This window comes from Aequorivita aquimaris (assembly GCF_001573155.1).
Lineage (GTDB): Bacteria > Bacteroidota > Bacteroidia > Flavobacteriales > Flavobacteriaceae > Aequorivita > Aequorivita aquimaris.
Genome location: NZ_JRWG01000001.1, coordinates 485,494 through 507,759, shown reverse-complemented (window position 1 = coordinate 507,759; position 22,266 = coordinate 485,494). Strand labels below are relative to the sequence as shown.

General features: G+C 40.9%; 24 protein-coding genes, 1 tRNA gene and 1 pseudogene. 15 read left to right on the top strand and 11 right to left on the bottom strand.

Features of this window, described 5'->3' with window-relative positions:
* Positions 1-119: 119 nt before the first annotated feature.
* From LS48_RS02330 to LS48_RS02320, 3 genes are read right to left on the bottom strand one after another with little or no spacing between them, the layout of a single operon-like run.
* Positions 120-1,124: a formimidoylglutamase gene (locus LS48_RS02330; RefSeq protein ID WP_062619552.1), complete on the bottom strand. Its 1,005-nt coding sequence runs from the start codon at positions 1,122-1,124 to the stop codon at positions 120-122.
* Positions 1,124-2,359 carry an imidazolonepropionase gene (gene hutI / locus LS48_RS02325; protein ID WP_062619551.1) on the bottom strand — a complete coding sequence of 412 codons (1,236 nt, stop codon included), beginning with the start codon at positions 2,357-2,359 and terminating at the stop codon, positions 1,124-1,126. Before hutI ends, LS48_RS02330 begins: the two co-directional genes overlap by 1 nt.
* Positions 2,356-2,961 (bottom strand): hypothetical protein, encoded by a 606-nt coding sequence (locus tag LS48_RS02320; RefSeq protein ID WP_062619550.1) that lies wholly within the window; start codon positions 2,959-2,961, stop codon positions 2,356-2,358. Before LS48_RS02320 ends, hutI begins: the two co-directional genes overlap by 4 nt.
* A 96-nt stretch (positions 2,962-3,057) precedes the next feature.
* Here LS48_RS02320 and LS48_RS02315 point away from each other — a divergent pair, with 96 nt between their 5' ends.
* From LS48_RS02315 to LS48_RS02305, 3 genes are all read left to right on the top strand, one after another.
* Positions 3,058-4,224: a trans-sulfuration enzyme family protein gene (locus LS48_RS02315; RefSeq protein WP_062619549.1), complete on the top strand. Its 1,167-nt coding sequence runs from the start codon at positions 3,058-3,060 to the stop codon at positions 4,222-4,224.
* A gap of 75 nt (positions 4,225-4,299) precedes the next feature.
* A complete protein-coding gene (bshB1, locus tag LS48_RS02310) occupies positions 4,300-5,016 on the top strand; it encodes a bacillithiol biosynthesis deacetylase BshB1 (RefSeq protein ID WP_062619548.1) in 717 nt (238 codons plus the stop codon).
* An 88-nt stretch (positions 5,017-5,104) separates the two neighbouring features.
* Positions 5,105-5,180: transfer RNA gene (locus LS48_RS02305), tRNA-His, on the top strand.
* A 66-nt stretch (positions 5,181-5,246) separates the two neighbouring features.
* On the opposite strand, the gene LS48_RS02300 is transcribed toward LS48_RS02305, so the two are convergent.
* Both LS48_RS02300 and LS48_RS02295 read right to left on the bottom strand, forming a co-directional pair.
* A complete protein-coding gene (locus LS48_RS02300; RefSeq protein WP_062619546.1) occupies positions 5,247-6,251 on the bottom strand; it encodes a M28 family metallopeptidase in 1,005 nt (334 codons plus the stop codon).
* Positions 6,252-6,268: 17 nt separating this feature from the next.
* Complete coding sequence (locus LS48_RS02295; RefSeq protein ID WP_062619545.1) at positions 6,269-6,601, bottom strand: hypothetical protein; 333 nt, start codon at positions 6,599-6,601, stop codon at positions 6,269-6,271.
* Positions 6,602-6,741: 140 nt separating this feature from the next.
* On the opposite strand from LS48_RS02295, the gene LS48_RS02290 reads away from it, so the two are divergent.
* Both LS48_RS02290 and LS48_RS02285 read left to right on the top strand, forming a co-directional pair.
* The gene (locus LS48_RS02290) at positions 6,742-8,124 is read left to right on the top strand and encodes an MBL fold metallo-hydrolase (protein ID WP_062619543.1); all 1,383 of its coding nucleotides are present in this window, start codon (positions 6,742-6,744) and stop codon (positions 8,122-8,124) included.
* 227 nt (positions 8,125-8,351) lie between these two features.
* Positions 8,352-9,356 (top strand): T9SS type A sorting domain-containing protein, encoded by a 1,005-nt coding sequence (locus tag LS48_RS02285; protein WP_062619541.1) that lies wholly within the window; start codon positions 8,352-8,354, stop codon positions 9,354-9,356.
* 92 nt (positions 9,357-9,448) lie between these two features.
* Here the strand turns inward: LS48_RS02285 and LS48_RS02280 are convergent, their stop codons facing one another.
* Positions 9,449-9,928 (bottom strand): ferritin-like domain-containing protein, encoded by a 480-nt coding sequence (locus LS48_RS02280; protein WP_062619539.1) that lies wholly within the window; start codon positions 9,926-9,928, stop codon positions 9,449-9,451.
* A 193-nt stretch (positions 9,929-10,121) separates the two neighbouring features.
* Here LS48_RS02280 and LS48_RS02275 point away from each other — a divergent pair.
* The 3 genes and pseudogenes from LS48_RS02275 to LS48_RS15475 form a co-directional block, all read left to right on the top strand.
* Positions 10,122-11,186, top strand: a pseudogene (locus LS48_RS02275) (NAD(P)/FAD-dependent oxidoreductase); the annotation flags it as partial.
* A gap of 167 nt (positions 11,187-11,353) precedes the next feature.
* Positions 11,354-11,875 (top strand): DUF421 domain-containing protein, encoded by a 522-nt coding sequence (locus tag LS48_RS02270; RefSeq protein WP_062619536.1) that lies wholly within the window; start codon positions 11,354-11,356, stop codon positions 11,873-11,875.
* A gap of 78 nt (positions 11,876-11,953) precedes the next feature.
* A complete protein-coding gene (locus LS48_RS15475) occupies positions 11,954-12,097 on the top strand; it encodes a hypothetical protein (RefSeq protein WP_193392782.1) in 144 nt (47 codons plus the stop codon).
* Between the two features lie 40 nt (positions 12,098-12,137).
* On the opposite strand, the gene LS48_RS02265 is transcribed toward LS48_RS15475, so the two are convergent.
* The 4 genes from LS48_RS02265 to LS48_RS02250 form a co-directional block, all read right to left on the bottom strand.
* On the bottom strand, positions 12,138-12,509 hold the full coding sequence (locus LS48_RS02265; RefSeq protein WP_062619535.1) for an iron chaperone: 372 nt from the start codon (positions 12,507-12,509) through the stop codon (positions 12,138-12,140).
* Between the two features lie 33 nt (positions 12,510-12,542).
* Positions 12,543-13,013 (bottom strand): hypothetical protein, encoded by a 471-nt coding sequence (locus tag LS48_RS02260; protein WP_062619534.1) that lies wholly within the window; start codon positions 13,011-13,013, stop codon positions 12,543-12,545.
* A 90-nt stretch (positions 13,014-13,103) separates the two neighbouring features.
* Positions 13,104-13,670 carry a hypothetical protein gene (locus tag LS48_RS02255; RefSeq protein ID WP_062619533.1) on the bottom strand — a complete coding sequence of 189 codons (567 nt, stop codon included), beginning with the start codon at positions 13,668-13,670 and terminating at the stop codon, positions 13,104-13,106.
* A 5-nt stretch (positions 13,671-13,675) separates the two neighbouring features.
* The gene (locus LS48_RS02250; RefSeq protein ID WP_117590206.1) at positions 13,676-14,350 is read right to left on the bottom strand and encodes an SIR2 family NAD-dependent protein deacylase; all 675 of its coding nucleotides are present in this window, start codon (positions 14,348-14,350) and stop codon (positions 13,676-13,678) included.
* 121 nt (positions 14,351-14,471) lie between these two features.
* Between LS48_RS02250 and LS48_RS02245 the strand changes: the two genes are divergently transcribed.
* From LS48_RS02245 to LS48_RS02215, 7 genes are all read left to right on the top strand, one after another.
* Complete coding sequence (locus LS48_RS02245; RefSeq protein WP_062619781.1) at positions 14,472-15,152, top strand: TrmH family RNA methyltransferase; 681 nt, start codon at positions 14,472-14,474, stop codon at positions 15,150-15,152.
* Positions 15,153-15,224: 72 nt separating this feature from the next.
* Positions 15,225-15,797, top strand: a complete 573-nt coding sequence (locus LS48_RS02240) for a non-canonical purine NTP diphosphatase (protein ID WP_062619529.1) — start codon at positions 15,225-15,227, stop codon at positions 15,795-15,797.
* 276 nt (positions 15,798-16,073) lie between these two features.
* On the top strand, positions 16,074-17,891 hold the full coding sequence (locus LS48_RS02235; protein WP_062619526.1) for a DEAD/DEAH box helicase: 1,818 nt from the start codon (positions 16,074-16,076) through the stop codon (positions 17,889-17,891).
* An 87-nt stretch (positions 17,892-17,978) separates the two neighbouring features.
* Positions 17,979-18,599 (top strand): GNAT family N-acetyltransferase, encoded by a 621-nt coding sequence (locus LS48_RS02230; protein ID WP_062619524.1) that lies wholly within the window; start codon positions 17,979-17,981, stop codon positions 18,597-18,599.
* 26 nt (positions 18,600-18,625) lie between these two features.
* A complete protein-coding gene (locus LS48_RS02225) occupies positions 18,626-19,390 on the top strand; it encodes a carboxypeptidase-like regulatory domain-containing protein (RefSeq protein WP_062619522.1) in 765 nt (254 codons plus the stop codon).
* A gap of 66 nt (positions 19,391-19,456) precedes the next feature.
* Positions 19,457-20,818, top strand: coding sequence for an aldehyde dehydrogenase (locus tag LS48_RS02220; RefSeq protein ID WP_062619520.1), 1,362 nt, complete (start codon positions 19,457-19,459; stop codon positions 20,816-20,818).
* Between the two features lie 8 nt (positions 20,819-20,826).
* Positions 20,827-21,516, top strand: coding sequence for a 2'-5' RNA ligase family protein (locus tag LS48_RS02215; RefSeq protein WP_062619517.1), 690 nt, complete (start codon positions 20,827-20,829; stop codon positions 21,514-21,516).
* 56 nt (positions 21,517-21,572) lie between these two features.
* Here the strand turns inward: LS48_RS02215 and LS48_RS02210 are convergent, their stop codons facing one another.
* Entirely contained in the window at positions 21,573-22,199 is a 627-nt protein-coding gene (locus tag LS48_RS02210) for an SDR family oxidoreductase (protein WP_062619515.1), read from the bottom strand.
* Positions 22,200-22,266 lie beyond the last annotated feature (67 nt).

Here is a 22,266-nt window from a genome sequence, read left to right as displayed (position 1 = left end):
TAGGAATTTAGGACTTAAAGTTTTAATGGGAAAATAATGTAAAGGACTGATTGTAAATATCGTAATTATTTTTAGGGATACAATTCGAAATGAAAACTTTACGGCTAAAAATTTAAACTCTATTTCGCCAAAGTATCGCTCACCAAATAGGCAATCGCTTTGCCCACTTGATCCGAAAAAATCCCAGCAGATGGCGATCCTTCACAAATATGAAGATATTTAGCATTCTCAATTTTTGAAAAATAAGAAACAAATTGTCGGGCCTCGGTCAAAGTAAATCCGCTGGGAGTAATAGCACTGCTTCCCATAAATTCTATGGCGTCCATATCCAATTCAATTCCAAAATTTTCATTGCAGCAGAAATTTTTGGCATCTTTTAATCCTTCGGAAAAAGTTAGTTTATGTTTCACTGAAATATCTTCAAAAAGATTGAAATTGACTCTGTGCGAATTTTTATCCATTGAATTAAAAACCGCTTCGGAAGTATAATTTCTGTGAAGTCCAAAAATGAAGTATTTCTCCAAAAACCCATCCTCAAAAGCATACGAAAACCCGTTGCCACTGTGGCGATGTTCCAAAGTTCGAAAATCCGTATGCGCATCAAAGTTGATGCAATTGAGAGCTTTTTCTAAACCTTCCGAAGTGCCTTTCAAATTTCCAAAACTGTTGTTGTGGCCGCCACCAATGATTATCGGGAACTTACCAGCCGCAACAATCGCTTTTACAACTTCCGCAACTTTATGGTCTATTTGGGTAACGAGTTCGCCCAGTTCTTCGGCATAATGATTTTCTTCTTTTGAAATACTTTCAGCCTGCTTCATTTGGGTGTCGCAGTCAATTTCACCCAAAAGAATCACGTTTTCGGCATCGGTTAAATGATTGTGCTGAATATTTAAAAGGCTTCCCAAAGCGGCGTTCCAAGCTTTTGATGTGCCGGGATTTCCAAAATTAGCGCGAACGCCAATGTCTTCGGGAATTCCTAAAAGCACGTATTTTGCGGGATGGTTTTTTAGGTCTTCAAGCTTTTCAACAAAGGCTACTTTTTCGCCAAACTTGGTTTCTCCAGCCCGCTTTTTTATAGTTGAAGCTACATTTTTTTCAGAATAAATTTTCAAAAATCCCATTACACTTCTTTACCATTAATAATTACGGAATCAATCAGATTGCTGCCGAAGGCGTACGGCAAATAACCATACGACGGAACTGGTTTTGTGATAATGAGATTTGCCATTTTTCCTTTGGTAATACTGCCGTGGGTGTTACTGAGGCCCATCGCGTAAGCGCCGTTTATGGTTGCGGCATTTATGGCTTCTTCGGGGGTCAATCGCATTTTTATACAGGCAGTTGCTACCACAAAATTCATATTTCCACTGGGTGTGGAACCGGGATTATAATCTGTTGCAAGTGCCAATGGCAAGCCTGCATCAATCATTTTTCGTCCGGGAGCGTAGGGAATACCCAAAAAGTAGGAGCAGGAGGGAAGCGCCACCGGCATAGTGTCGCAATTTTTTAAATCTTCAATATCTTGATCGGTCATAACTTCCAAATGATCTACGCTTAGCGCATTGTGTTTTACTGCCGAAGCAATGCCTCCAATGCTATTAAATTGATTGACGTGAACTTTTGGAATTAGGTTGTATTTCTTTCCTTCCGAAAGAATTCGTTCCATATCATTGACAGAAAAATAACCCTCTTCGCAGAAAATATCCACATATTCGGCGAGCTTTTCTTCAGCAACTTTTGGCAGCATTTCGTTGCAGAGTAAATCCAAATAACCGTCTTTGTTGCCTTTGTATTCCGTGGGAATGGCGTGAGCGCCCAAAAAAGTAGTTTTGATGGTTATGGGGTATTCTTCGGCAAGTTTTTTAGCCACGCGAAGCATTTTCATTTCCGCTTCGGTTGTAAGTCCGTACCCGCTTTTAATTTCGATGGCGCCAGTGCCGAGCCGCATCACTTCTTCAAGTCGCGCCGCAGATTGATGGTACAAATCCTCTTCCGAGGTTTTTTGCAGTTTTTTTGCGCTGTTCACGATTCCACCGCCTTTTTCGGCGATTTCCTGATAGCTCAAACCGTTGATTCTGTCCACAAATTCCTGCTCCCGATTGCCGGCGTAAACAATATGGCTGTGGCTGTCGCACCAAGCGGGCATCACTATTTTTCCGCTGCAATCCAACGTCTTAAAACCTTGATGCGGCCCCATTTTATCCATAGTTCCGTAATCTTCTATCACGCCGTGGTTTATAAAAACCCAAGCGTTTTTGAGGGTTGGGAGTTTCTTCATTTCTTTTCCGCTTAACTTTTCAGGACAGTTTTCGCGCACTTGGAGCAATTCTTTTATATGGGTGAGCAGTAGTTTCATGGACGTATATTTATTTCTGAAATTAAAGTGTTGCCAAAGTATATCTCCCCACTGGTCAATCCATTTGGAACTACAAAAAATACATCGAGTACATTTTTGTCAATGGTGTTTGGACGGAAATAGATGGTGTGGGTTATCGGTTTTCTATTGGTTCCAAAATTAAGATCTATGGGGCAATCCTTAAAACCCGTCATCGAAAAATCATTAAAAGTATTCGGAACGGAGGGATCATACTTTGCAAAAATTGGTTTCTCGGTATTATTTGTAGTCAACATTTGAAAACCTTTTGACCGGAAAAAAGTGGCAAAATAAACCTCTGAAACACTGAAGCGAGCTTTATATTCGTGGCTCACAAGGGAAAGCTTGTTTGGATCAAAAAGTGTTTCCTCTCCATTTTCTGACCTTACTTTAAGGCGAATTTGTACTCTTTTGTTATCCTTTCCCGAGTTTATTAGATAGGTACCGCCAAATTGAACCGAAAGCACGCCGATTTTTCGCGCTTTTACCATTTTTATACTAAGGTCGGTTCCGGGTATGGCAACTTGACCATTTGCGGAGAAACCGAGCGTAAAGACAAGAAGCAAAATAAAAATTTTATTCATTGCATAAATATAGAAAAAAACAATGGCACGGCTTCATTATTACGAACGGTCTAAAATATAATTTATACCTTAGTCATCGAAAAAATAAAAATCATCATGAAATCCGAAAAATTAGGCCTCAACACCATCTGCACCCACATTGGCGAGGTGAAGGACGAGCAATTCAAGGGCGCAGTTTCGCCATTGTTTATGTCCAGCAGCTACGCGTATGAAGATGTGGAGGTTAAGCGGTATCCGCGCTATTTTAACACTCCAAATCAGGAAGCGCTTTGCAGGAAAATAGCAAGGCTCGAAAAGTGTGAGGCGGGGCTAATCTTCGGAAGTGGCATGGCCGCCGTGAGTACTACGATGCTGGCTTTTTTGCACAAAGGCGACCACGTTGTCTTGCCGCAAACTCTGTACGGAGGCACTTATAATTTTGTGGTAGAGGAATTCCATAAATTCGGGATAGAATATTCCTTTGCCGAAGGTTTTTCGGAAGCGGATTTTTCTGAAAAAATTCAAAAGAACACCAAAGTCCTTTTTGTGGAAACCCCTTCCAATCCACTGATGCGAATTACCGATTTGGAAATGATTTCAAAATTGGCAAAACAGCACGGTCTAATTACGATGATTGACAATACGTTTGCTTCGCCGGTAAACCAAACCCCTGCCGATTTCGGCATAGATATTATGATGCACAGCGCCACGAAATATATGGGCGGCCACAGCGATATTTTGGCAGGAGCGGTTGCGGCAAGTGAAGAACACATAAAAATAATCTGGAACCTCGCAAAAAACCTTGGAGGAAGCTTGAGTGATTATACGGTTTGGCTTTTGGAACGCAGTATGAAAACCATGGTACTCCGCGTTAGGGCCCAAAACAAAAACGCCAAAAAAATGGCGAAGTGGCTCGACGGCCACCCCTTGGTTGAAAAAGTGTATTATCCCGGATTGAAAACCCATCCAGACCACGGACTTGCAAAAAAACAGATGAGCGGTTACACGGGAATGCTGTCTTTTGAAATAAGTGAATATTTGAATGTGGATGAATTTTTAAAAGGATTGAAGATGATTAAACCGTCCATGAGCTTGGCGGGAGTGGAATCTACCATTCTTTCGCCTGCACAAACATCTCACGCCCTACTTTCTGCGGAGGAACGGAAGCGCCAGAACATCAGCGATGGCTTGCTGCGTTTTTCTGTGGGAATTGAGGAAACGGAAGATATAATTGCCGATTTGGAAGGCGCTTTCGAAAAGGTTTCAAGGAAAAATATAGTTTAAATTAAATAGATAGCCGCCCTCGCAGACAGCTTTTTGAACTTATAAACCCATAAACATATAAACTTTAAACTTTTTATGAAGATTGATATACTCGCCATTGGCGCACACCCCGATGATGTAGAATTGGGTTGTGCTGCCACTTTGGCAAAAGAAATTAGCAACGGAAAAACGGTAGGAATTTTAGACCTTACCCGCGGCGAACTTGGTACCCGTGGCACCGCTAAAATCCGCGACAAGGAAGCTGCCGACGCGGCAAAAATTTTGGGAGTTAAGTTTCGGCACAACCTTGAATTTTCCGATGGTTTTTTGGTAAACAATGCTGCCTCGCAGCTTGAAATCATTAAAATAATCAGAAAATATCAACCCGAGGTAGTGCTTTGCAATGCCATTGACGATAGGCACATTGACCACGGCAAGGCGAGTAAACTTGCCAGCGATGCCTGCTTTTTAAGTGGTTTGCAAAAAATTGAAACTATTTATGAAAGCAACCATCAAAAAGCTTGGCGGCCAAAGCACGTTTACCATTACATTCAATGGAAAAACATTGAGCCGGATTTTGTTGTAGATGTAACGGGTTTTTTGGAGAAAAAATTGGAAACGGTTTTTGCCTATAAAAGTCAATTTCACCAAAAGGAAGCCGATGAACCAGAAACGCCAATCTCCTCAACCAATTTTAGGGATAGTATAACATACCGAGCACAGGATTTGGGAAGACTTATTGGTACAGAATACGGCGAAGGTTTTACAACGGAAAGATATCCTGCGGTAAATTCAATTTTCGATTTAATTTAATTTTCTTCAAAAAGAGTATTGCGCAACCGTTATAATTGATTTATATTTGCGTCCGCTTAGCGAAGTTGTGTTTTAATGCACAATAAATGGTGGTTGTAGCTCAGCTGGTTAGAGCGCCTGATTGTGGTTCAGGAGGTCGCCGGTTCGAACCCGGTCTTCCACCCGAAAATAAAAATCCTCCCTTTTTTGGGGAGGATTTTTTTGTTTATCGATTGTTGTAATTTCCTTCTTTAATCAATTATAATTCTGTTTTCGCGGTTGGCGACTTCCCAAGCGGTCAAAAATATGAGCTTCGCGCGCTCGGCCATCAAATCATACTCTATCTTATCGGGCGTGTCCGTTATTTTGTGGTAATCTTCGTGTACGCCATTGAAGTAAAAAATAATGGGAACGTTGTTTTTCGCAAAGTTATAATGGTCACTTCGGTAATAGAAGCGGTTCGGGTCGTCGGGGTCGTCATATTTGTAATCCAACTCCAATTGGGTGTATTTCTCATTCACTTCCGCGGAAATGTCCTGCAGTTCCTGACTTATTTTATTGCTTCCTATTAAATAGATGTAATTTGGATTCTCCTTTTTTTCGGGGTCAATCCTGCCAATCATATCTATATTGAGGTTGCACACGGTGTTTTCCAACGGGAACAGCGGATTTTCGGTATAATAACGCGAGCCATAAAGGCCGATTTCTTCTCCCGTAACGTGAAGAAACAAAATGGAGCGCTTGGGGCCCTTGCCATCTTTTACGGCTTTTTGAAAGGCTTGGGCTATTTCCATAATAGCAACGGTGCCGCTGCCATCGTCGTCGGCTCCATTAAATACATTTCCTTCATTGTCCATGCCCACATGGTCCAAATGTGCAGAAATCACTATTATTTCTTCAGGTTTTTCTGAGCCTTTTATAAAAGCGATTACATTTTCAGAAGACCGTGGCTCTCTTTTTCCTGCGAAATAGCTTTCAGGAACTTCCTGAAAATAATCAGTGGTTCCCGGAGCAGCGGCGATTCCTTCCTTTTTGTAAAAATCGCGAATGTATTCAGCCGCCTTTTTTTGGCCTTTGGTACCGGTCATCCGGCCTTCCATTTCATCACTGGCATAGATATACAGGTGTTTTTTTAAATCCTGTGCGGTAATGGAATTGGCATATTCAACATTTTTTTCTTTGGGATTGATTGTTTTCTGGGCGGAATTGCAAGAAAAGGACAATGCCGAAAAAATAGCAATAAATAGAATTTTCATAAGGTAATAATGGAAGATTATTCAAAGGAGGTTAGTTCGTAATCAGAAGCGTTTGAACCACTTTCTCCTGTTTTTTTATAGTTGAAGGTATGGGTTTTTATTACTTCATTGCCTTCCCGGTCTTGCGACTTTATGGTTACTTTCACCAGATAGGTTACGCCCAGCGTACCCGATTCGGCTTTTGTTTCTGTTACTTCAATATTTTCATCGCTGAACTTTGTGCCCTCGGGCAATTGTAATTTTTCAATGGCATCTTTTTTTGCCAATTCGCGAACTACATCTTCTTGTTTGTTTTCCGTAGCGCAGGAAAGGACAAACAGCGAAACCATAACCAAGATTATTTTTTTCATATTATACACTATTAAGTTGACGGGTAAAGATAAAATAAGTTCTAAGCCATAATGCAAAATTTATGTGAAAAATGATACTTTGGATATTTTCATCTATAATTTGGAAAATACTATCCTTATATTTGTGAAAAAAGGAAAAAATGAAGGTTGAACAAATTTATACAGGTTGCCTATCGCAAGGCGCTTACTACATTGAAAGTGCCGGTGAGGCCGCTATTATAGACCCTTTGCGAGAAACCAAGCCTTACTTGGAACGTGCCGCAAGAGATAATGCAAAAATCAAATACATATTTGAGACCCACTTTCATGCAGATTTTGTGAGTGGACACTTATCGCTTTCGCAGCAAACCGGTGCGCCTATTGTTTATGGCCCACATGCCAATCCGTCGTTCGATGCAGTTTTGGCCAAGGATGAGGAGGTTTACAAATTGGGAAAGGTAACCATTACCGCCCTCCACACGCCTGGGCACACTATGGAAAGCACCACGTATTTGCTGAAGGATGAAAACGGAAAGGATTACGCTATTTTTAGTGGCGACACACTTTTTCTGGGAGATGTGGGCCGTCCGGACCTTGCCCAAAAGGGTAATGAAATAACACAGGAAGACCTTGCGGGTATTCTGTTTGATAGTCTTCGCAATAAAATCATGCCTCTGGCGGATGACGTAATTGTATATCCGGCACACGGCGCCGGTTCTGCCTGTGGAAAGAATATGATGAAGGAAACCGTGGACACTTTGGGCAATCAAAAGAAAATGAACTATGCTCTACGCGCCGATATGACACGAGAGGAATTTATAAAGGAAGTTACCGATGGCTTGGCCCCGCCACCATTGTATTTTCCCATGAACGTAAAAATGAACCGAGAAGGCTATACCGCTTTTGATGACGTAATTGCACAGGGAACAACGCCTTTGGACCCTGAGGCTTTTGAAAGAATGGCCAATGACACCAGCGCTGTGGTTTTGGATGTCCGCAATCAGATTGACTTTATTGATGGCCACATTCCACGCTCCATTTTTATTGGCCTGGATGGAGGTTTTGCACCTTGGGTGGGAGCGTTGCTCGCAGATGTGGAACAAAAAATATTGTTGGTAGTTCCTCCGGGAAGGGAAGAGGAGGCTGTTACCAGATTATCCAGAGTAGGTTTTGACAGGACGCTGGGTTATTTGCAGGGAGGCATAGACGCCTGGAAAGAAGCTGGCAAAGAAGTAGATACCTTAGACTCTGTTGATGCGGAAACATTCAAGGAAAAGTTGGAAAACAATATTCCGGTATTTGACGTCCGCAATGACGGGGAGTACGCCAATGGTCGCATTTCTTGCGCGGCCCACGCGCCATTGGGGTTTTTAAATGAATATGTAAGTGCGTTTCCCGATAACGGTAAGTGCTATCTGTATTGTGCGGGCGGCTATCGCTCCGTAATTGCCGCTTCCATCTTAAAAAGTAGGGGCATTCACAATGTAGTGAACGTAGCCGGCGGCTTTGCGGCTATTAAAAACGCTGGTATTCCCGTTTCATAGATTTTTTAAAATATTGTTTATTAGGAAGCTCTCAACCATAAGTTGGGAGCTTTTTTCATTATGCTTGGTTGAAGTTTCGAGTTGATTTTTTAAAATTTCAATTTTTTAACCTATGATATAAATTGTTGTAAATCAATATCTAAAATCATTTTGTTAAACTTTTTAGAAAAAAGATTAAACAAAATATATTATTTATTAGTTTAGAACCGAACTAAAAACTATATATTTTGAAAAAAGTATTACTAATTTTTGCAATTGTCCTTTTTACCGGCAATTCGTTTGCCCAAACAGCCCGTGTACAAGTGATACACAACTCAGCCGATGCGGCTGCAGCAGAAGTAGATGTTTATATAAACTCTGATTTGGCATTAGACGATTTCGCCTTTAGAACCGCAACGCCATTTTTGGACCTTCCTGCGGGGGTTGAAATAAACATCGGGATTGCCCCTGGCAATAGTACCGGCGTTGGAGATGTCCTACTGACCATTCCCGTTACCCTTACAGCCAATGAAAAGTATATCGTCGTAGCCGACGGAATAGTTAGCTCAACAGGTTATAGCCCTGCTCCGCCACTCAGTTTGCAAGTTTTTCCAATGGCGCGGGAAATGGCTTCAGACCCTGCCAATGTAGATGTACTGGTACACCATGGTTCTACCGATGCCCCAACAGTAGATGTGGTTGAAACCGGTCTTGGCGCAGGGACTGTTGTTGATAATATTTCATATACAGAATTTCAAGGCTATTTAGAACTTCCAACAGCAGACTATGTGCTTGACATTACAGATGAAACTGGTACAGTAACTGTTGCACGATATCAAGCTCCATTGGCAACTTTGGGCCTTGACGGAGCTGCACTTACGGTGTTGGCATCAGGTTTTTTAGACCCTTCACAAAATTCAAATGGTCCAGCTTTTGGGCTATATGTTGCTAGTCCAGCTGGTGGTGCATTGTTGGCACTCCCATCAGTACCATTAAGTGTGAATGAATTTGATTCTACCCAATTCGCCATTTTTCCAAATCCTGCTACCGAAAGGATTAACATTAATGCTGCCAGAATAGATTTAAGTCAATATTCTGTAACGATTACAGACATGCTTGGGCGTGTTGTTTCAAGCGGTGCAATTAATATTGATAATACAATTGACGTAAATTACCTTAGTGAAGGTGTTTATAACCTCACAATATTAGATGGAAATAGCGTAGTGGTTAGTAAAAAGTTTGTCAAGAACTAATAAAACAAACTTTTGTCAAATTGAAAAGCCCTGGGAATAAATTCCAGGGCTTTTTGCTTACCATTTTTCTTTTTCAAAAAGTTGATTAATAATTAATCATCGGCAAGATCTTCCAATGTTTTTACACTATTCAAGGTGTTGTGTATTTCAGACGCCTGTTTTTGAAGAACAGTTGAAATATGTGGAGGAAAATTTTGTTCTTTTAATTTTTCTTCATATTCGTTCCAACTTGCCTTTTCGCCGCGAATGCACTCCTCGAGTACCGCTTCGTCTGTATTTCCGGCAATTGCACTTTTAATGTCTATCCAAGTTCTGTGCAGGTCGCCGGTAAAGCTTCCGCTTTCTTTAGGTGTTTCATTTAGGTTTCTAATTTGTTGATCAAGCTCAGTTGCAAATCTATTGCGCTGTAAAGCTTGTTGTTGTAAAAACTTTTTTAAATTATTGTTTTTTGCGTCTTTCATTGCCTTGGTAAAACCTTTCTCGGCGTCATAATTTTTTTCCAAAAGCTCCTGTAAATTATCAACCAGCTTATCGTGGTTGTGCTCCTTTGCTTTTTCGTGTGTAGTTTTCATAGTTTTTCGTTTTAAATTTTTACTAAAGATACTTTTCTTCGCGGGGCCTGTCTCTTATCATTTTCACAATTGAGAAGTGTTTAACGAAAGTTGTTAATCTTTTTTAAGAATGTTTGCGTCATTTCCGAATTATAAATAAATACTAAAGCAAAGGGTAGGAATGCGCATAATGCCTAACTTTCAATAAAAAATTATGGACGTACGTTCTAACGAGCCATTTTGGCTTATCCGCAATGCCTTGCCGCAGAGCTATCCTTCGCTTAAGCAATCTATTTCTTCAGAAATTTTAATTATTGGTGCCGGAATTACGGGAGCGCTAATGGCCTATAAACTTATTGAGGAAGGAAAAAAAGTGATAATGGTAGACCGCAGGGACGTCTGTAACGGTAGCACCGCTGCGAGTACCAGTATGTTGCAATATGAAATTGACGTGCCCTTGCATAAACTGATAGAGCAGGTGGGCCTAACTTGTGCGGTTTCAAGTTATCAAAATTGTGAAAAGGCTATAACCGATTTGAAAAAAATCATAAGCGCAATAAAGGTAGATTGCGGTTTTGAGGAAAGATACAGCGTCTATTTTGCATCCTCTAAAAAAGATATCCCTTTTCTAAAAGATGAATTTGAAGCAAGAAAAAATCACGGTTTTAAAGTGAAATGGCTTACAAAGGATGAATTGGAAACATTGGGGCTGAAAGCGTATGCCGCTATTGAATCAAAATCCGGAGCCGTAATGGACGTGTACAAACTGGCGAATGCACTCTTGGAATATTGCACAGATAAAAGTTTGAAAATTTACGACCGAACTGAAATTGAGGAAATAAAATTAAAAGACGACAAATTAATTGCCAAAACGAAGACTGGCTTTTCTATTGAAGTAGCTGATGTGTTGCATTGCACTGGATACGAAAGTACCGAAACGCTCAAGGAAGATATTGTGGATTTGAAAAGCACCTTTGCCCTGGCATCGGAAGCCTTTGAAAAAATTCCGAAAGCTTTTGAAAAGAGAATTTATTGGAATACAGATTCCCCTTATTTATATTTCAGAAGTACCGACGACGGGCGGATTGTAATGGGCGGTGGCGATCGCGAGTTCAAAAATGCTGCACGGCGCGATGCCCTGCTCCCCAAAAAGGAAAAGGAACTTGTAAAAAGTTTTAATAAATGTTTCCCGGACATCCCTTTTGTGATGGATTACTCTTGGGCGGGCACATTTGGAGAGACAAAGGATGGTCTGCCATATTTCGGAAAACCGGAGCCTAAAAAGAATGAACATTATATATTAGGTTTTGGCGGAAATGGCATTACCTTCAGCGTTATGGGAATGGACGCAATTGTGCATTCCATCAATAAAACGCCCCATCCTTATTTGGAATATTATAAATTCAACAGATAAATAAATACTTTTAATTAAAAAAAATTACCAAAATGATAAAATGGTTTGAAGCATCCACCACCTCCCTAATTGCTATTGTTTTAACGGCAATCGGAATTTACATCGCCACAATTCTATTTACCCGACTGGCTGGCAAACGAAGTTTTTCAAAAATGAGCAGTTTTGACTTTGCGATGACGGTTGCAATAGGGTCCGTAATCGCCACGACCATCTTGTCCAAGTCCGTTAGCTTATTGCAGGGCGCTGTGGGTCTGGCTGCGGTATATTTGCTACAGATTTCGGCGGCCATGCTGAGACGTTTTAGCATTGTTCAGAAATTAATAGACAACCAACCGATGCTTTTGATGGACGGGGAAGAGATACTTCACGAAAATTTGAAAAAGGCCCGCGTCACCAAAGCCGATCTTCGCTCCAAATTGCGGGAGGCAAACGTACTCGAACTTTCGCAAGTTAGAGCGGTCATCTTTGAATGTACCGGTGATATTGCGGTGCTCCACACAAAGGACGATGATGTGGAAATAGAGGATTGGCTGCTTAAGGACGTGGGACGCTAAGTGTTAATTCCGTTCTAAAAATTTGATTGCCTGCCAATTGTTGTGTAATTTATCACTTCAACAAAAAATATAGAAATTATGGAAAAGAACGAAAAAAATTTGGAACAGGAAAAACAAAGTAAAAAAGAGCAGGCTATAAACAAGAGTGCCACGCAAGGAAAGGATATTAACTATCAGGAAAAGGAAAGAAAGGAAAAACATCAGCCAAGGGATACGGCTTAAAAAAAGTCAAGTATTAAAAATCGCCATAGCGCTTACGGTTCTATGCCGATTTTTTATTGGATTCCACTTCGGTTTTTCTATATTTTACAATCTTTTCAATCAATTGCCACGGTAATTCCTCCGTAAGGGGAAACTGTATAGAACCCTTGCCGGTTTTATAGTTTGAAAGTTCTTTTTGAAAAGCTTCATTCCCCGAAGGAAGCGCGTAAAATCCGATATGGTTTTTATAGCCCGCAAAATATACCAAAGACTTTCCGTGGAGTTTGAATGCGGGCATCCCATAACTGATGGTTTCTTCGGCCGAAGGAACTATTTTTTTAATAAAGGAGTTTAGTTCAAAAAGCTTCGTTTGGGTACTTTCGGGAAAGAGGCCAATGTATTCCTCAATATTCGTAAAATCTTTTGGTTCCATTTCACTTTAAGCTTTTCCTGAAAAATTATGAAACTATGAACCACATCCTTCATAAACGTTGAAATCTTTCTCAGATTTAGGTTTAATTGAAACCTTTACCTTGTGTGAGCTATTTTTTGAATTTTTGGTATCTATACATTCCTCCTCGGTTATTAAAACCTCCATAAGGACCCTATGCGATTGTGCTACATATTTTTTGGAATTCCCCGAAATTTCCGGCTCCGGAATTGGGGCAACAAAAGATTTTAAGGACGCTCCGGGCGCTTTAAAATGAATTTTTCCTTTAGAAAATTGAACGCTCCAAAAAGGATCGGTGCCCCCACCTCTAAAGGTATCACTTTCATCGGTTTGTTTGGAAACAGTATCCAAACGGTTTTCATTGTATTCTATGGTTGCCTTTGTTTCGGTAGGTACTGTGGGTTCAATAACTTCCTTGTTTGCGTCTTTACAGGAAACCGCCATAATTAAAGAGAAAAAAGGAATAAGTAGAAATTTATAATTCATTTGGTTTTGATTTTAAAGTTGCATAAAACTAAAAAAATATTCACTCTTTTTGGTCTGTCCCAAAACATTTTAACAATCTTTAAAAAAAAATTAAGAAATACGTTTCAAAATCTTTCTGGCCCGTGCCTGATAGCCCGCGCTTTTGTGCGGCGCATTTTCTATGAGAATATTTTTTAACTCAGGATAAACCCATTTTTTGTCATTATCCCATCCCAAATAATAGAGGCATTGCATAGCGGGAGCCTGGCAGGCTACTTTCTGATCTGTAATGAGCCAATCAAAGCAGCACTCTGTTATAATTTTTCTTTCATTTTTGTTTAAAACCTCATAAAATATCCCGAAGCCTTTCATAAAATGATAATGGCAAAGCATTTCGCAAATTTTTGCGCAGGAGCGCAGTGCCGAATCATTCTTAATTGTGGGCAGTTTTTCAAAAAACAGGTGCATGTATTTAAAGAAGTTTTTTGCTTTGTGTTCACAAATAATCTCCAACACCCAAGCAGATTGGACCAAAAGTTCACTTTCCTCAGTAAAGCACCATTGCAGTGTTTCCCGAACATAATGGGGTTTTTTGGTAATCCAAAAGGCAATCTCCTGCCTTTTATTTCGACTGCTGTCAACCTCCATCAATTTTTGTTTTAAATCTTCAGGCAACATAATTTTTATTTTAGAAGTTCAACAACTTTTGGAACGCCAATAGAAGCTTTTTCAGCAAAAACTGTAATTCTTTTGCTCTCTGAAATGGAAGGTTTGGGATCGACAAAATAAATATGCGCATCCGGTTTGGCATACTGCACCAACCCTGCGGCGGGATACACTTGCATCGAAGTTCCCACAATAATAACCGCATCGGCTCGCGCTACAACATCGGCCGCAACCTCAATCATCGGCACCATTTCGCCAAACCAGACAATGTGGGGGCGCAGTTGGTGATTGTTTTCACAGAAATCTCCCAAGTTCAAGTCCTCTTTCCAATCTAAAATTAAATCTTCATCAAAAGTGGAACGCACTTTTAAAAGTTCGCCGTGAAGATGTATTACATTAGTGCTGCCCGCCCGTTCGTGCAGATCGTCCACATTTTGGGTGATGATAGTTACCTCGTGCATTTTCTCAAGTGCTGCCAAGGCTCTGTGCGCTGCGTTCGGTTGCACGGTTAAAAGCTGTCTTCGGCGCTGGTTGTAAAAATCGAGTACCACTTCCGGGTTTCTCTCAAAACCTTCGGGTGAGGCTACTTCCATAACATCGTGACCTTCCCAGAGCCCATCACTGTCCCTAAAGGTTTTTATGCCACTTTCTGCGCTCACACCGGCGCCTGTCAATACTGCTATTTTCATAATTGATTATTGAATTACTAAGTTATTTAAAATTGCGGTTTTTAGAAAGAAACTATTAAACCAATAACTTTTATCTTAGCGAAATCGAAAATTGATATTTATTCAACCAAAAATCTTTTCCACTTTGGACTTAGCATTGTTTCAATATTTACAAACCTATCTTACCGAACGTAGAACAGCCTTGTTCAAAAAAGTGCTGTCGGGACGAACCCGTCATTTCACCGTGGCAACCGAAGACGTGTACCAACTCCACAACACCAGCGCGGTTATGCGTACCTGCGATGTTTTTGGCATTCAGGATTTGCACGTCGTGGAAGAACGCCTCGGAAAACGCGTGGATAAGGAAATTGCCATGGGCGCGCAGAAATGGGTAAGTCTGAAGCGGTACCATTCCATAACCGATTGCATCAAAAATTTAAAAAAATCGGGCTATCAAATTATTGCCACCACACCGCACGATGATTCGACTTTGTTGCACGAATTTGACGTTTCAAAAAAGAGCGCTTTTTTCTTCGGAAAGGAGAGCGACGGCCTCAGCGATACGGTAATGAACGCCGCCGATGGGTTTTTAAAAATCCCGATGTACGGGTTTACTGAGAGTTTGAACATCTCGGTTTCCGCAGCGATTATTTTGCAAAGCGTGGTTTCAAAAATGAAGCAGAGCAAAGTAAACTGGCAACTTTCCGAAGCAGAAAAACTGGAGATTGAAATGGAGTGGATGAAAAAGACCATCAAGGCTTCGGAAGAAATAATTGAAAGATATTACCTTGAAAATCCCAAATCACAAGCCCCAAATAACAAATAAAAATTTAAAATGAAATATTCAAAATTCAAGATATTTCATCTCACGTCTCACGTCTAAAATCTCACATCTAAAATGAAACTCGTCTTCGCCACCCATAACCAAAACAAATTCACCGAAGTAAAAGCCATGCTTCCGCACCATATTGAATTGCTCAGTTTAAACGATATTGGTTGCGATGAAGACATTGCCGAAACGGCAGACACCATTGAGGGCAACGCAATTTTAAAGGCGAATTACGTTCGCAATAAATACAATTTAAACTGCTTTGCGGATGATACAGGGCTGGAAGTAAAAGCCCTAAATAACGAACCCGGAGTTTACAGCGCCCGTTATGCGGGAGTTTCGCACGATTCAACTGCGAATATTAAAAAATTGCTGAAAAATTTGGAAGGAAAGGAAGATCGTTCGGCAAGATTCAAAACCGCAATTGCCTTGAATATGGAACACGAAGAAATTATGTTTCTCGGTATCTGTGAGGGCGTAATAATCAAAGAGCCCCGTGGCGATTCAGGCTTTGGTTACGACCCAATCTTTCAGCCCAAAGGATACGATAAAACCTTTGCAGAGATGACCCTCACCCAAAAAAGTGAAATAGGCCATCGCGGAAAGGCGATGCGGCAGTTGATTGATTATCTTTCGGAATGATTATCGATTTACGATTAACAATTAACGCCTAACGCTTAACGCTTGTTTCCTTCATCCGTCTTCGGTCTTCCAACATCCGTCAAAAAAAATCTACAATCGTACATCGTATATCATAAATAAAACACTACTTTTGCGCCCTTGAAAAAAATCAATCGCCAGAAGCTTTTGGTTTTCAGGAAAAATCCTCAGGGTGAGGAGTGTTATAGTGAAGCTGTCCGTTTTTTATATGTCCAGTAGCTTCCCATTAGCACACATATAAAAATTTTAATACATAAAATGACAGCATTTAAAGCACTCGGCTTGGAAGAAAATCTTCTAAAAGCCATCGCCGACATGGGTTTTGAAACCCCTTCGGAAGTACAAGAAAAAGCAATCCCAATCCTTTTGGACCGCGAAACCGACATGGTTTCCCTGGCCCAGACAGGAACCGGTAAAACCGCAGCCTTTGGTTTCCCCATGTTGCAAAAAATTGACGTAAACAGTCGCACTACCCAAGGCCTTATCCTTTCGCCCACCCGCGAACTGTGCCTTCAGATTACAAATGAAATGATTGCCTACGGCAAGTATATGCCGGGCCTTAACGTTACCGCCGTTTATGGTGGGGCAAGCATTACCGATCAGGCGCGCCAAATTAAAAAGGGTTCTCAGATTATCGTGGCAACCCCGGGCCGAATGAAAGATATGATAGGTCGTGGCCTGATTGATATTTCAAAAATAGAATACTGCGTGCTCGATGAAGCCGACGAAATGCTCAATATGGGCTTTTACGAGGACATTACCGAAATACTTTCGCACTCGCCAAAGGAAAAAAGCACTTGGCTTTTCAGCGCGACCATGCCGAAGGAGGTTTCCACGATCGCAAAGAAATTTATGCACACGCCCGTGGAAATTACCGTGGGTACCAAAAACGTTGGTTCAGACCAAGTTTCGCACGAATATTATCTGGTAAACGCCCGCGACCGCTACAATGCCTTGAAGCGTTTGGCAGATGCAAATCCGGAAATCTTTTCCGTGATTTTCTGTAGAACAAAACGCGACACCCAAAAAGTTGCCGAACAGCTTATTGAAGACGGTTACAACGCCGCGGCCATTCACGGCGATTTGAGCCAGAGCCAACGCGATACGGTAATGAAGTCGTTCCGAAATCGCCAAATACAAATGCTGGTAGCAACCGATGTTGCCGCCCGGGGCATTGACGTGGACGATATTACCCACGTAATAAATTATCAACTGCCAGACGAAATAGAAACCTATACCCACCGTAGTGGCCGTACCGGACGCGCTGGAAAGACGGGTATTTCCATGGTGATCGTTTCAAAAAGTGAAGTGCGAAAAATTCACACGATTGAAAAAATGATCCAAAAGAAATTCATTGCCAAAGAAATACCTTCGGGAATGGAAATCTGTGAAGTACAAATGTTCCACTTGGCAAACAGTATAAAGGACGCGAAAATAAACCCTGAAATCAACGCCTATCTTCCAAATATAAACGAGGTATTGGCAGATTTTTCAAAGGAAGAACTCATCAAAAAGGTGTTTTCCGTAGAGTTTACACGTTTCTTGAATTATTACAAAAACAGCAAAGACCTCAATATTTCTGGGGAACGCAATTTTTCTGATGAAGATGCAAAGGACAGTACCCGCTATTTCATCAACATAGGTTCAAAAGACGATTTCGATTGGATGAGCCTAAAGGATTTCCTCCGCGATTTGCTTCAATTGGGCAAAGACGATGTTTATAAAGTTGACGTAAAGGACAGTTTCTCTTTTTTCAACACCGATACCACGCACCAGGAATTAGTAATGGGCATTTTCAATGATTTCAAACTTGATGGCCGCCAGATAAATATTGAAATTTCCAAAGATACCGGTCGCAGCAAAGGCAGAAGCGGTGGCGGTGGTCGTGATCGCGGCAAAAGAAGAGGCGACAGAAACGACCGTGGCGATGGCGGCGGAAGAAAAGGAGGATTCAAAAAGCGCAGTGGCGGTTTTGAAGGTGGCGGCGACAAGCCAAAATTCAAAGGTAAAAGCCGAAGGGGTGCGCCTCGTCCAGACGCAAAAGGCACAGGCGGAAGACGCCGAAGAAAAGGATAATTCTGAATAATTAAACTTTAGCACCACTTTAACGTCTATATAAGTATATTTACGGGCCTTTAATCGAGGCCCGTTTTTTTAAAGTTTATGCAAACCTTCAACTTTCTGCAGGAATACATACTGGAAAACGACCGTGTACGGCTCAGGCCGCTGCACCATAAAGACTTGGATTTACTGCTTCCCTTTTCCGAGCAGGAACCCGAAATTTGGAACTACTCCCTACAACCAGCCAATGGTCTGGAAAATTTAAAAACTTATATTGATGCCGCCATTTTTGGCAGAAAGCAAGAAACCGCCTATCCCTTTCTTGTTTTCGACAAGCGCACCCAGCAAATTGCAGGCAGCACCCGCTTTTATGATTTCCAAAAAAACCACAATACCGTTCAATTGGGTTATACTTGGTACGGCAAGGAATTTCAGGGCACGGGAATCAACAAGCAATGTAAAATGCTCATGCTGTTGTTCGCTTTTGAAACCTTGGAATTGGACCGTGTGGAATTTCGTGCAGATGCTAAAAACGAGCGCAGCATTGCGGCAATGAAAAGCATCGGCTGTACCGTGGAAGGAATCTTGCGAAACAATTGCGCTGCCCCAAATGGCAGAAGGGATAGTATTGTTTTGAGTATTTTAAAAGACGAATGGTTTGGCGGCGTTAAGGGAAATTTGAAATCTAAAATTGAAAAAGAGCGGAACGTTTCCTCCCAGTGAAATTTTTCCGTATATTAATTCACAATATGAAAAAACACATCCTACTTTTTGCACTTCTTTTTGGTGCCGCAATTTCCTTTGCCCAGGAAAATACGATAATCAAAGGTACCGTGATGAACGATGCCAACGATAATCTTTTGGAAAACGTAAACATCGTGAACCTTAACCAGGTTATAGGTGCCACTACTAACGAAAAAGGAGAGTTTGCCATAAGGGCTGCCGTTAATGACACGCTATATTTTTCCTATCTGGGGTTTAAATCCTTGCGGGTTCGGGTAACCAATGACTGGCTTAGGTTTGGCGATATAAAAGTAAAAATGACCGAGCTGGGCATCGCCCTGGAGGAAGTGGTGGTTAAGCCCGTACAGCTTACGGGTTATGTTGAGATTGACGCAAAACTAATCCCCATTTACGATAATTACCGCTACCGAATTTCAGGTCTAAATACAGGTTACGAAGGTGGAAGCAACCAGCCGGGTGCGGTAAGTAAGGTGTTAAGTTCTATTTTCAATCCTGCCGATTTTCTATATAACGTCTTCGGAAAACGACCGAAACAGATGCGCAAACTTCGCCAAATGAAGGAAGATGACGAAATCCGGAACCTTTTGCAAAGTAAATTCGACCGTGAAACGCTTATGGCTGTTCTACAATTGGAACGTGTGGATATAGATGAAATTCTCAACAAATGCAGCTATTCCAAAGATTTTATCCGCACGGCAAACGATCTGCAGATTCTCGATGCCATCAGCGGCTGTTATGAGGAATACAAGATTTTGAATAGGGAGAAGTAATAATTTTTCTACTTTTTTTAACTTCAATCAATTTCATTAAAAGTATTTTTAGTGAAAATTGATTCTATGAAAGAAATTATCACGGCACAGCGCAACTTCTTCAACACCCACGCCACCAAAAATCTTCACTTTAGAAGAAAACAATTAAAAATTCTTCAGCAGGCTTTGGAGAAAAACGAATCCCTACTTCACGAAGCCATTTATAGAGACTTTAAAAAATCTGAGTTTGACAATTACACTACTGAACTTTCACTGCTTTATAAAGACATTAAAGAAGCCCGCAGTAATATTTTCAAGTGGGCACGCACAAAACCCGTTTCCATAAGCATCCTCAATTTTCCTGCTTCCAGTTATATAATTCCGGAGCCTTTGGGCGTCTGTTTGGTTATTGGCGCGTGGAACTATCCCTACCAACTTTCCTTCGCTCCGGTTATTGCAGCAATCGCCGCTGGAAACACCGTAATATTAAAACCCAGCGAACTCCCCTCAAACACTGCCGCCGCTATGGCAAAAATTGTAAAGGAAAATTTCGACCCAGCATATTTTACCGTAGTTGAGGGCGGGGTAGAAGAGATCCAAGAGTTGTTAAAACAAAAATTTGATAAAATATTTTTTACCGGCAGCACCAAAGTTGGCAAGATCGTTTACAAGGCCGCCGCAGAAAACCTTACGCCCGTAACTTTAGAGTTAGGTGGTAAAAGTCCCGCAATAGTTACTGAAAACTGCAACCTAAAAGTTTCGGTAAGACGACTGGTTTGGGGGAAATTTTTAAATGCAGGCCAGACCTGTATTGCTCCGGACTATGTCCTCGTCCACAAAAGCATCGAACAAAAATTTCTCGAACGGGCTAAAGAGGAAATAATAAGCCAGCACTTTGCTTTTGAAAACGATAATTATCTTCAAATAATTAATGATGATAATTTTGAGCGCCTCACAAAGATGTTGGTTCCTGAAAAAATATATTATGGCGGCCAAACCCACAAAGAAACCCGTTACATTCAGCCCACCATAATGCAAAATGTAACTATGGATGATGCGGTAATGAAAGAGGAAATTTTTGGCCCCATCCTGCCTGTACTCACTTATGAAACTATTGAAGAGGCTATTGCTAAAGTGAATAGTCTTCCCAAACCGTTGTCTTGTTATCTCTTCACAAAGAGTAGTTCCATAAAGAAGAAAATTTTAAAAGAGATTTCCTTTGGCGGTGGTGCAATCAATGAAACCGTGATGCACATTAGCAATTCAAACCTGCCTTTTGGCGGCGTGGGCCAAAGCGGTATCGGCAACTATCATGGAGAAGCCGGTTTCAAAGCCTTTACCCATTATAAAAGCGTGATGGACAAACCCACTTGGCTGGATCCTTCAATTCGTTACTATCCACACACACCGTTTCGATTGAAGTTGATGCGGTGGTTTTTAAAATTTTAATTTACTTTATGAAAAATAATATGCTTCTTTCTTTCCTGTTTTTTGTTTTCACATTTTTCTCGTGTGCGCCAAAAAAGCAAAACATAATCGCAATCGATGTGCTTTTAATCCCTTCGGAAGAAATGTACGCACAATCGCTTCAGCTAAATTCATTAATAAACCAAAACAATCCCGAAACCATAAAACTTGATAAAAACCATGTGCCGCACATCACGCTGCTGCAATGTTTTATAAACGAAGAAGATTTGCCAAAAGTGAACGGGGTTTTGGAAGGTCTTTTCAACACTATAAAAAATGATTCCTTAAAAGCGGAAAGCCTTTTTTATTACAGCGAAAAAGAGGAAAGTTTTTCAATGATCGCTATTAAAAAAAATGAACAGCTATTGCAGCTTCACCAAAAAGTAATCGAGTTGGTAAAACCATTTATAGTGAAAAACGGTTCCGAAAAATCATTTGTCCAAAACCCAGACGGCAGCCCAATAAGTGAATCTACCTTAAGCTACGTTCCAGAATTTGTAGATAAACATAGTTTTGAAAATTTTGATCCACACATTAGTCTTGGAGTAGCCCAAACCACACTTTTAGACAGCTTGGCACTACAAGTTTTCAAACCAATTCAGTTTAAGGCTGAATCCTTAAGTGTATACCAACTGGGCGATCACGGTACCGCACAAAAACTACTTTGGGAATCGAAATAGTTCATTAAAAAAGCACCTTTTAAAAAGTGCTTTTTTAAAATATTTAATAGCGGCTATTAAATCTTTTCCAGCGCAGCTTTAATATAAACCTCGCCTCCTAAAATCTCAAAGGTTTTGTTTTTTCCGATGGTATCATCCAGCGCTCCAACAAGGGTTTCGGCTACATCCATTCGCGGAATTTCCCCGCGCTTATTCAATTTGTTGTCAAGTTCAATTTTGCCTTTCCCATCCTCGTTGTTCAGTGATCCGGGACGCACAATACTGTACTTAATTCCAATTTGTTTTAAATATTCATCGGCGTTGTGTTTTGCCTTAAGGTATTCCTGTATTTCATCAGCTTCCTCGGGATTGTCAGCTCCCATCGAACTTAGCATAACAAACTTTTTCACGCCTTTTTCCTTTGCAGCGTCCATCAATTTTTTAGCGCCTTCTTGGTCAACTTCCTTCACTTTTTTTCCTCCGGAACCCGCTGCAAAAATTACCTTATCAATACCATTGGTGGTTTGGCTCACATCCTTTTCAAGATCTGCCAAAATGGTTTCCACGCCCTCATTCTGAAATTGTGAAACCTGCTCTTCTTTCCGAACCATCGCAACCGGCTTATATTTTTTTGATTGCTTTAAAATTGAAATTACCTTTTTTCCCGTGGTGCCGTTTGCACCTGCTACTAATATTTTTTCCATAGTTTAAATATATCTTTTCTAAACTGTAACTATCTAAATTTTCACAACCTTTAACCCTTCAAAAGTC

Coding starts and splice junctions, on each gene's coding strand:
- hutI (WP_062619551.1), bottom strand. CDS start 2,359: ATGAAACTACTGCTCACCCATATAAAAGAATTGCTCCAAGTGCGCGAA.
- LS48_RS02330 (WP_062619552.1), bottom strand. CDS start 1,124: ATGGGATTTTTGAAAATTTATTCTGAAAAAAATGTAGCTTCAACTATA.
- bshB1 (WP_062619548.1), top strand. CDS start 4,300: ATGAAGATTGATATACTCGCCATTGGCGCACACCCCGATGATGTAGAA.
- LS48_RS02320 (WP_062619550.1), bottom strand. CDS start 2,961: ATGAATAAAATTTTTATTTTGCTTCTTGTCTTTACGCTCGGTTTCTCC.
- LS48_RS02260 (WP_062619534.1), bottom strand. CDS start 13,013: ATGAATTATAAATTTCTACTTATTCCTTTTTTCTCTTTAATTATGGCG.
- LS48_RS02225 (WP_062619522.1), top strand. CDS start 18,626: ATGAAAAAACACATCCTACTTTTTGCACTTCTTTTTGGTGCCGCAATT.
- LS48_RS02210 (WP_062619515.1), bottom strand. CDS start 22,199: ATGGAAAAAATATTAGTAGCAGGTGCAAACGGCACCACGGGAAAAAAG.
- LS48_RS15475 (WP_193392782.1), top strand. CDS start 11,954: ATGGAAAAGAACGAAAAAAATTTGGAACAGGAAAAACAAAGTAAAAAA.
- LS48_RS02230 (WP_062619524.1), top strand. CDS start 17,979: ATGCAAACCTTCAACTTTCTGCAGGAATACATACTGGAAAACGACCGT.
- LS48_RS02280 (WP_062619539.1), bottom strand. CDS start 9,928: ATGAAAACTACACACGAAAAAGCAAAGGAGCACAACCACGATAAGCTG.
- LS48_RS02215 (WP_062619517.1), top strand. CDS start 20,827: ATGAAAAATAATATGCTTCTTTCTTTCCTGTTTTTTGTTTTCACATTT.
- LS48_RS02265 (WP_062619535.1), bottom strand. CDS start 12,509: ATGGAACCAAAAGATTTTACGAATATTGAGGAATACATTGGCCTCTTT.
- LS48_RS02315 (WP_062619549.1), top strand. CDS start 3,058: ATGAAATCCGAAAAATTAGGCCTCAACACCATCTGCACCCACATTGGC.
- LS48_RS02220 (WP_062619520.1), top strand. CDS start 19,457: ATGAAAGAAATTATCACGGCACAGCGCAACTTCTTCAACACCCACGCC.
- LS48_RS02255 (WP_062619533.1), bottom strand. CDS start 13,670: ATGTTGCCTGAAGATTTAAAACAAAAATTGATGGAGGTTGACAGCAGT.
- LS48_RS02240 (WP_062619529.1), top strand. CDS start 15,225: ATGAAACTCGTCTTCGCCACCCATAACCAAAACAAATTCACCGAAGTA.
- LS48_RS02270 (WP_062619536.1), top strand. CDS start 11,354: ATGATAAAATGGTTTGAAGCATCCACCACCTCCCTAATTGCTATTGTT.
- LS48_RS02295 (WP_062619545.1), bottom strand. CDS start 6,601: ATGAAAAAAATAATCTTGGTTATGGTTTCGCTGTTTGTCCTTTCCTGC.
- LS48_RS02300 (WP_062619546.1), bottom strand. CDS start 6,251: ATGAAAATTCTATTTATTGCTATTTTTTCGGCATTGTCCTTTTCTTGC.
- LS48_RS02290 (WP_062619543.1), top strand. CDS start 6,742: ATGAAGGTTGAACAAATTTATACAGGTTGCCTATCGCAAGGCGCTTAC.
- LS48_RS02235 (WP_062619526.1), top strand. CDS start 16,074: ATGACAGCATTTAAAGCACTCGGCTTGGAAGAAAATCTTCTAAAAGCC.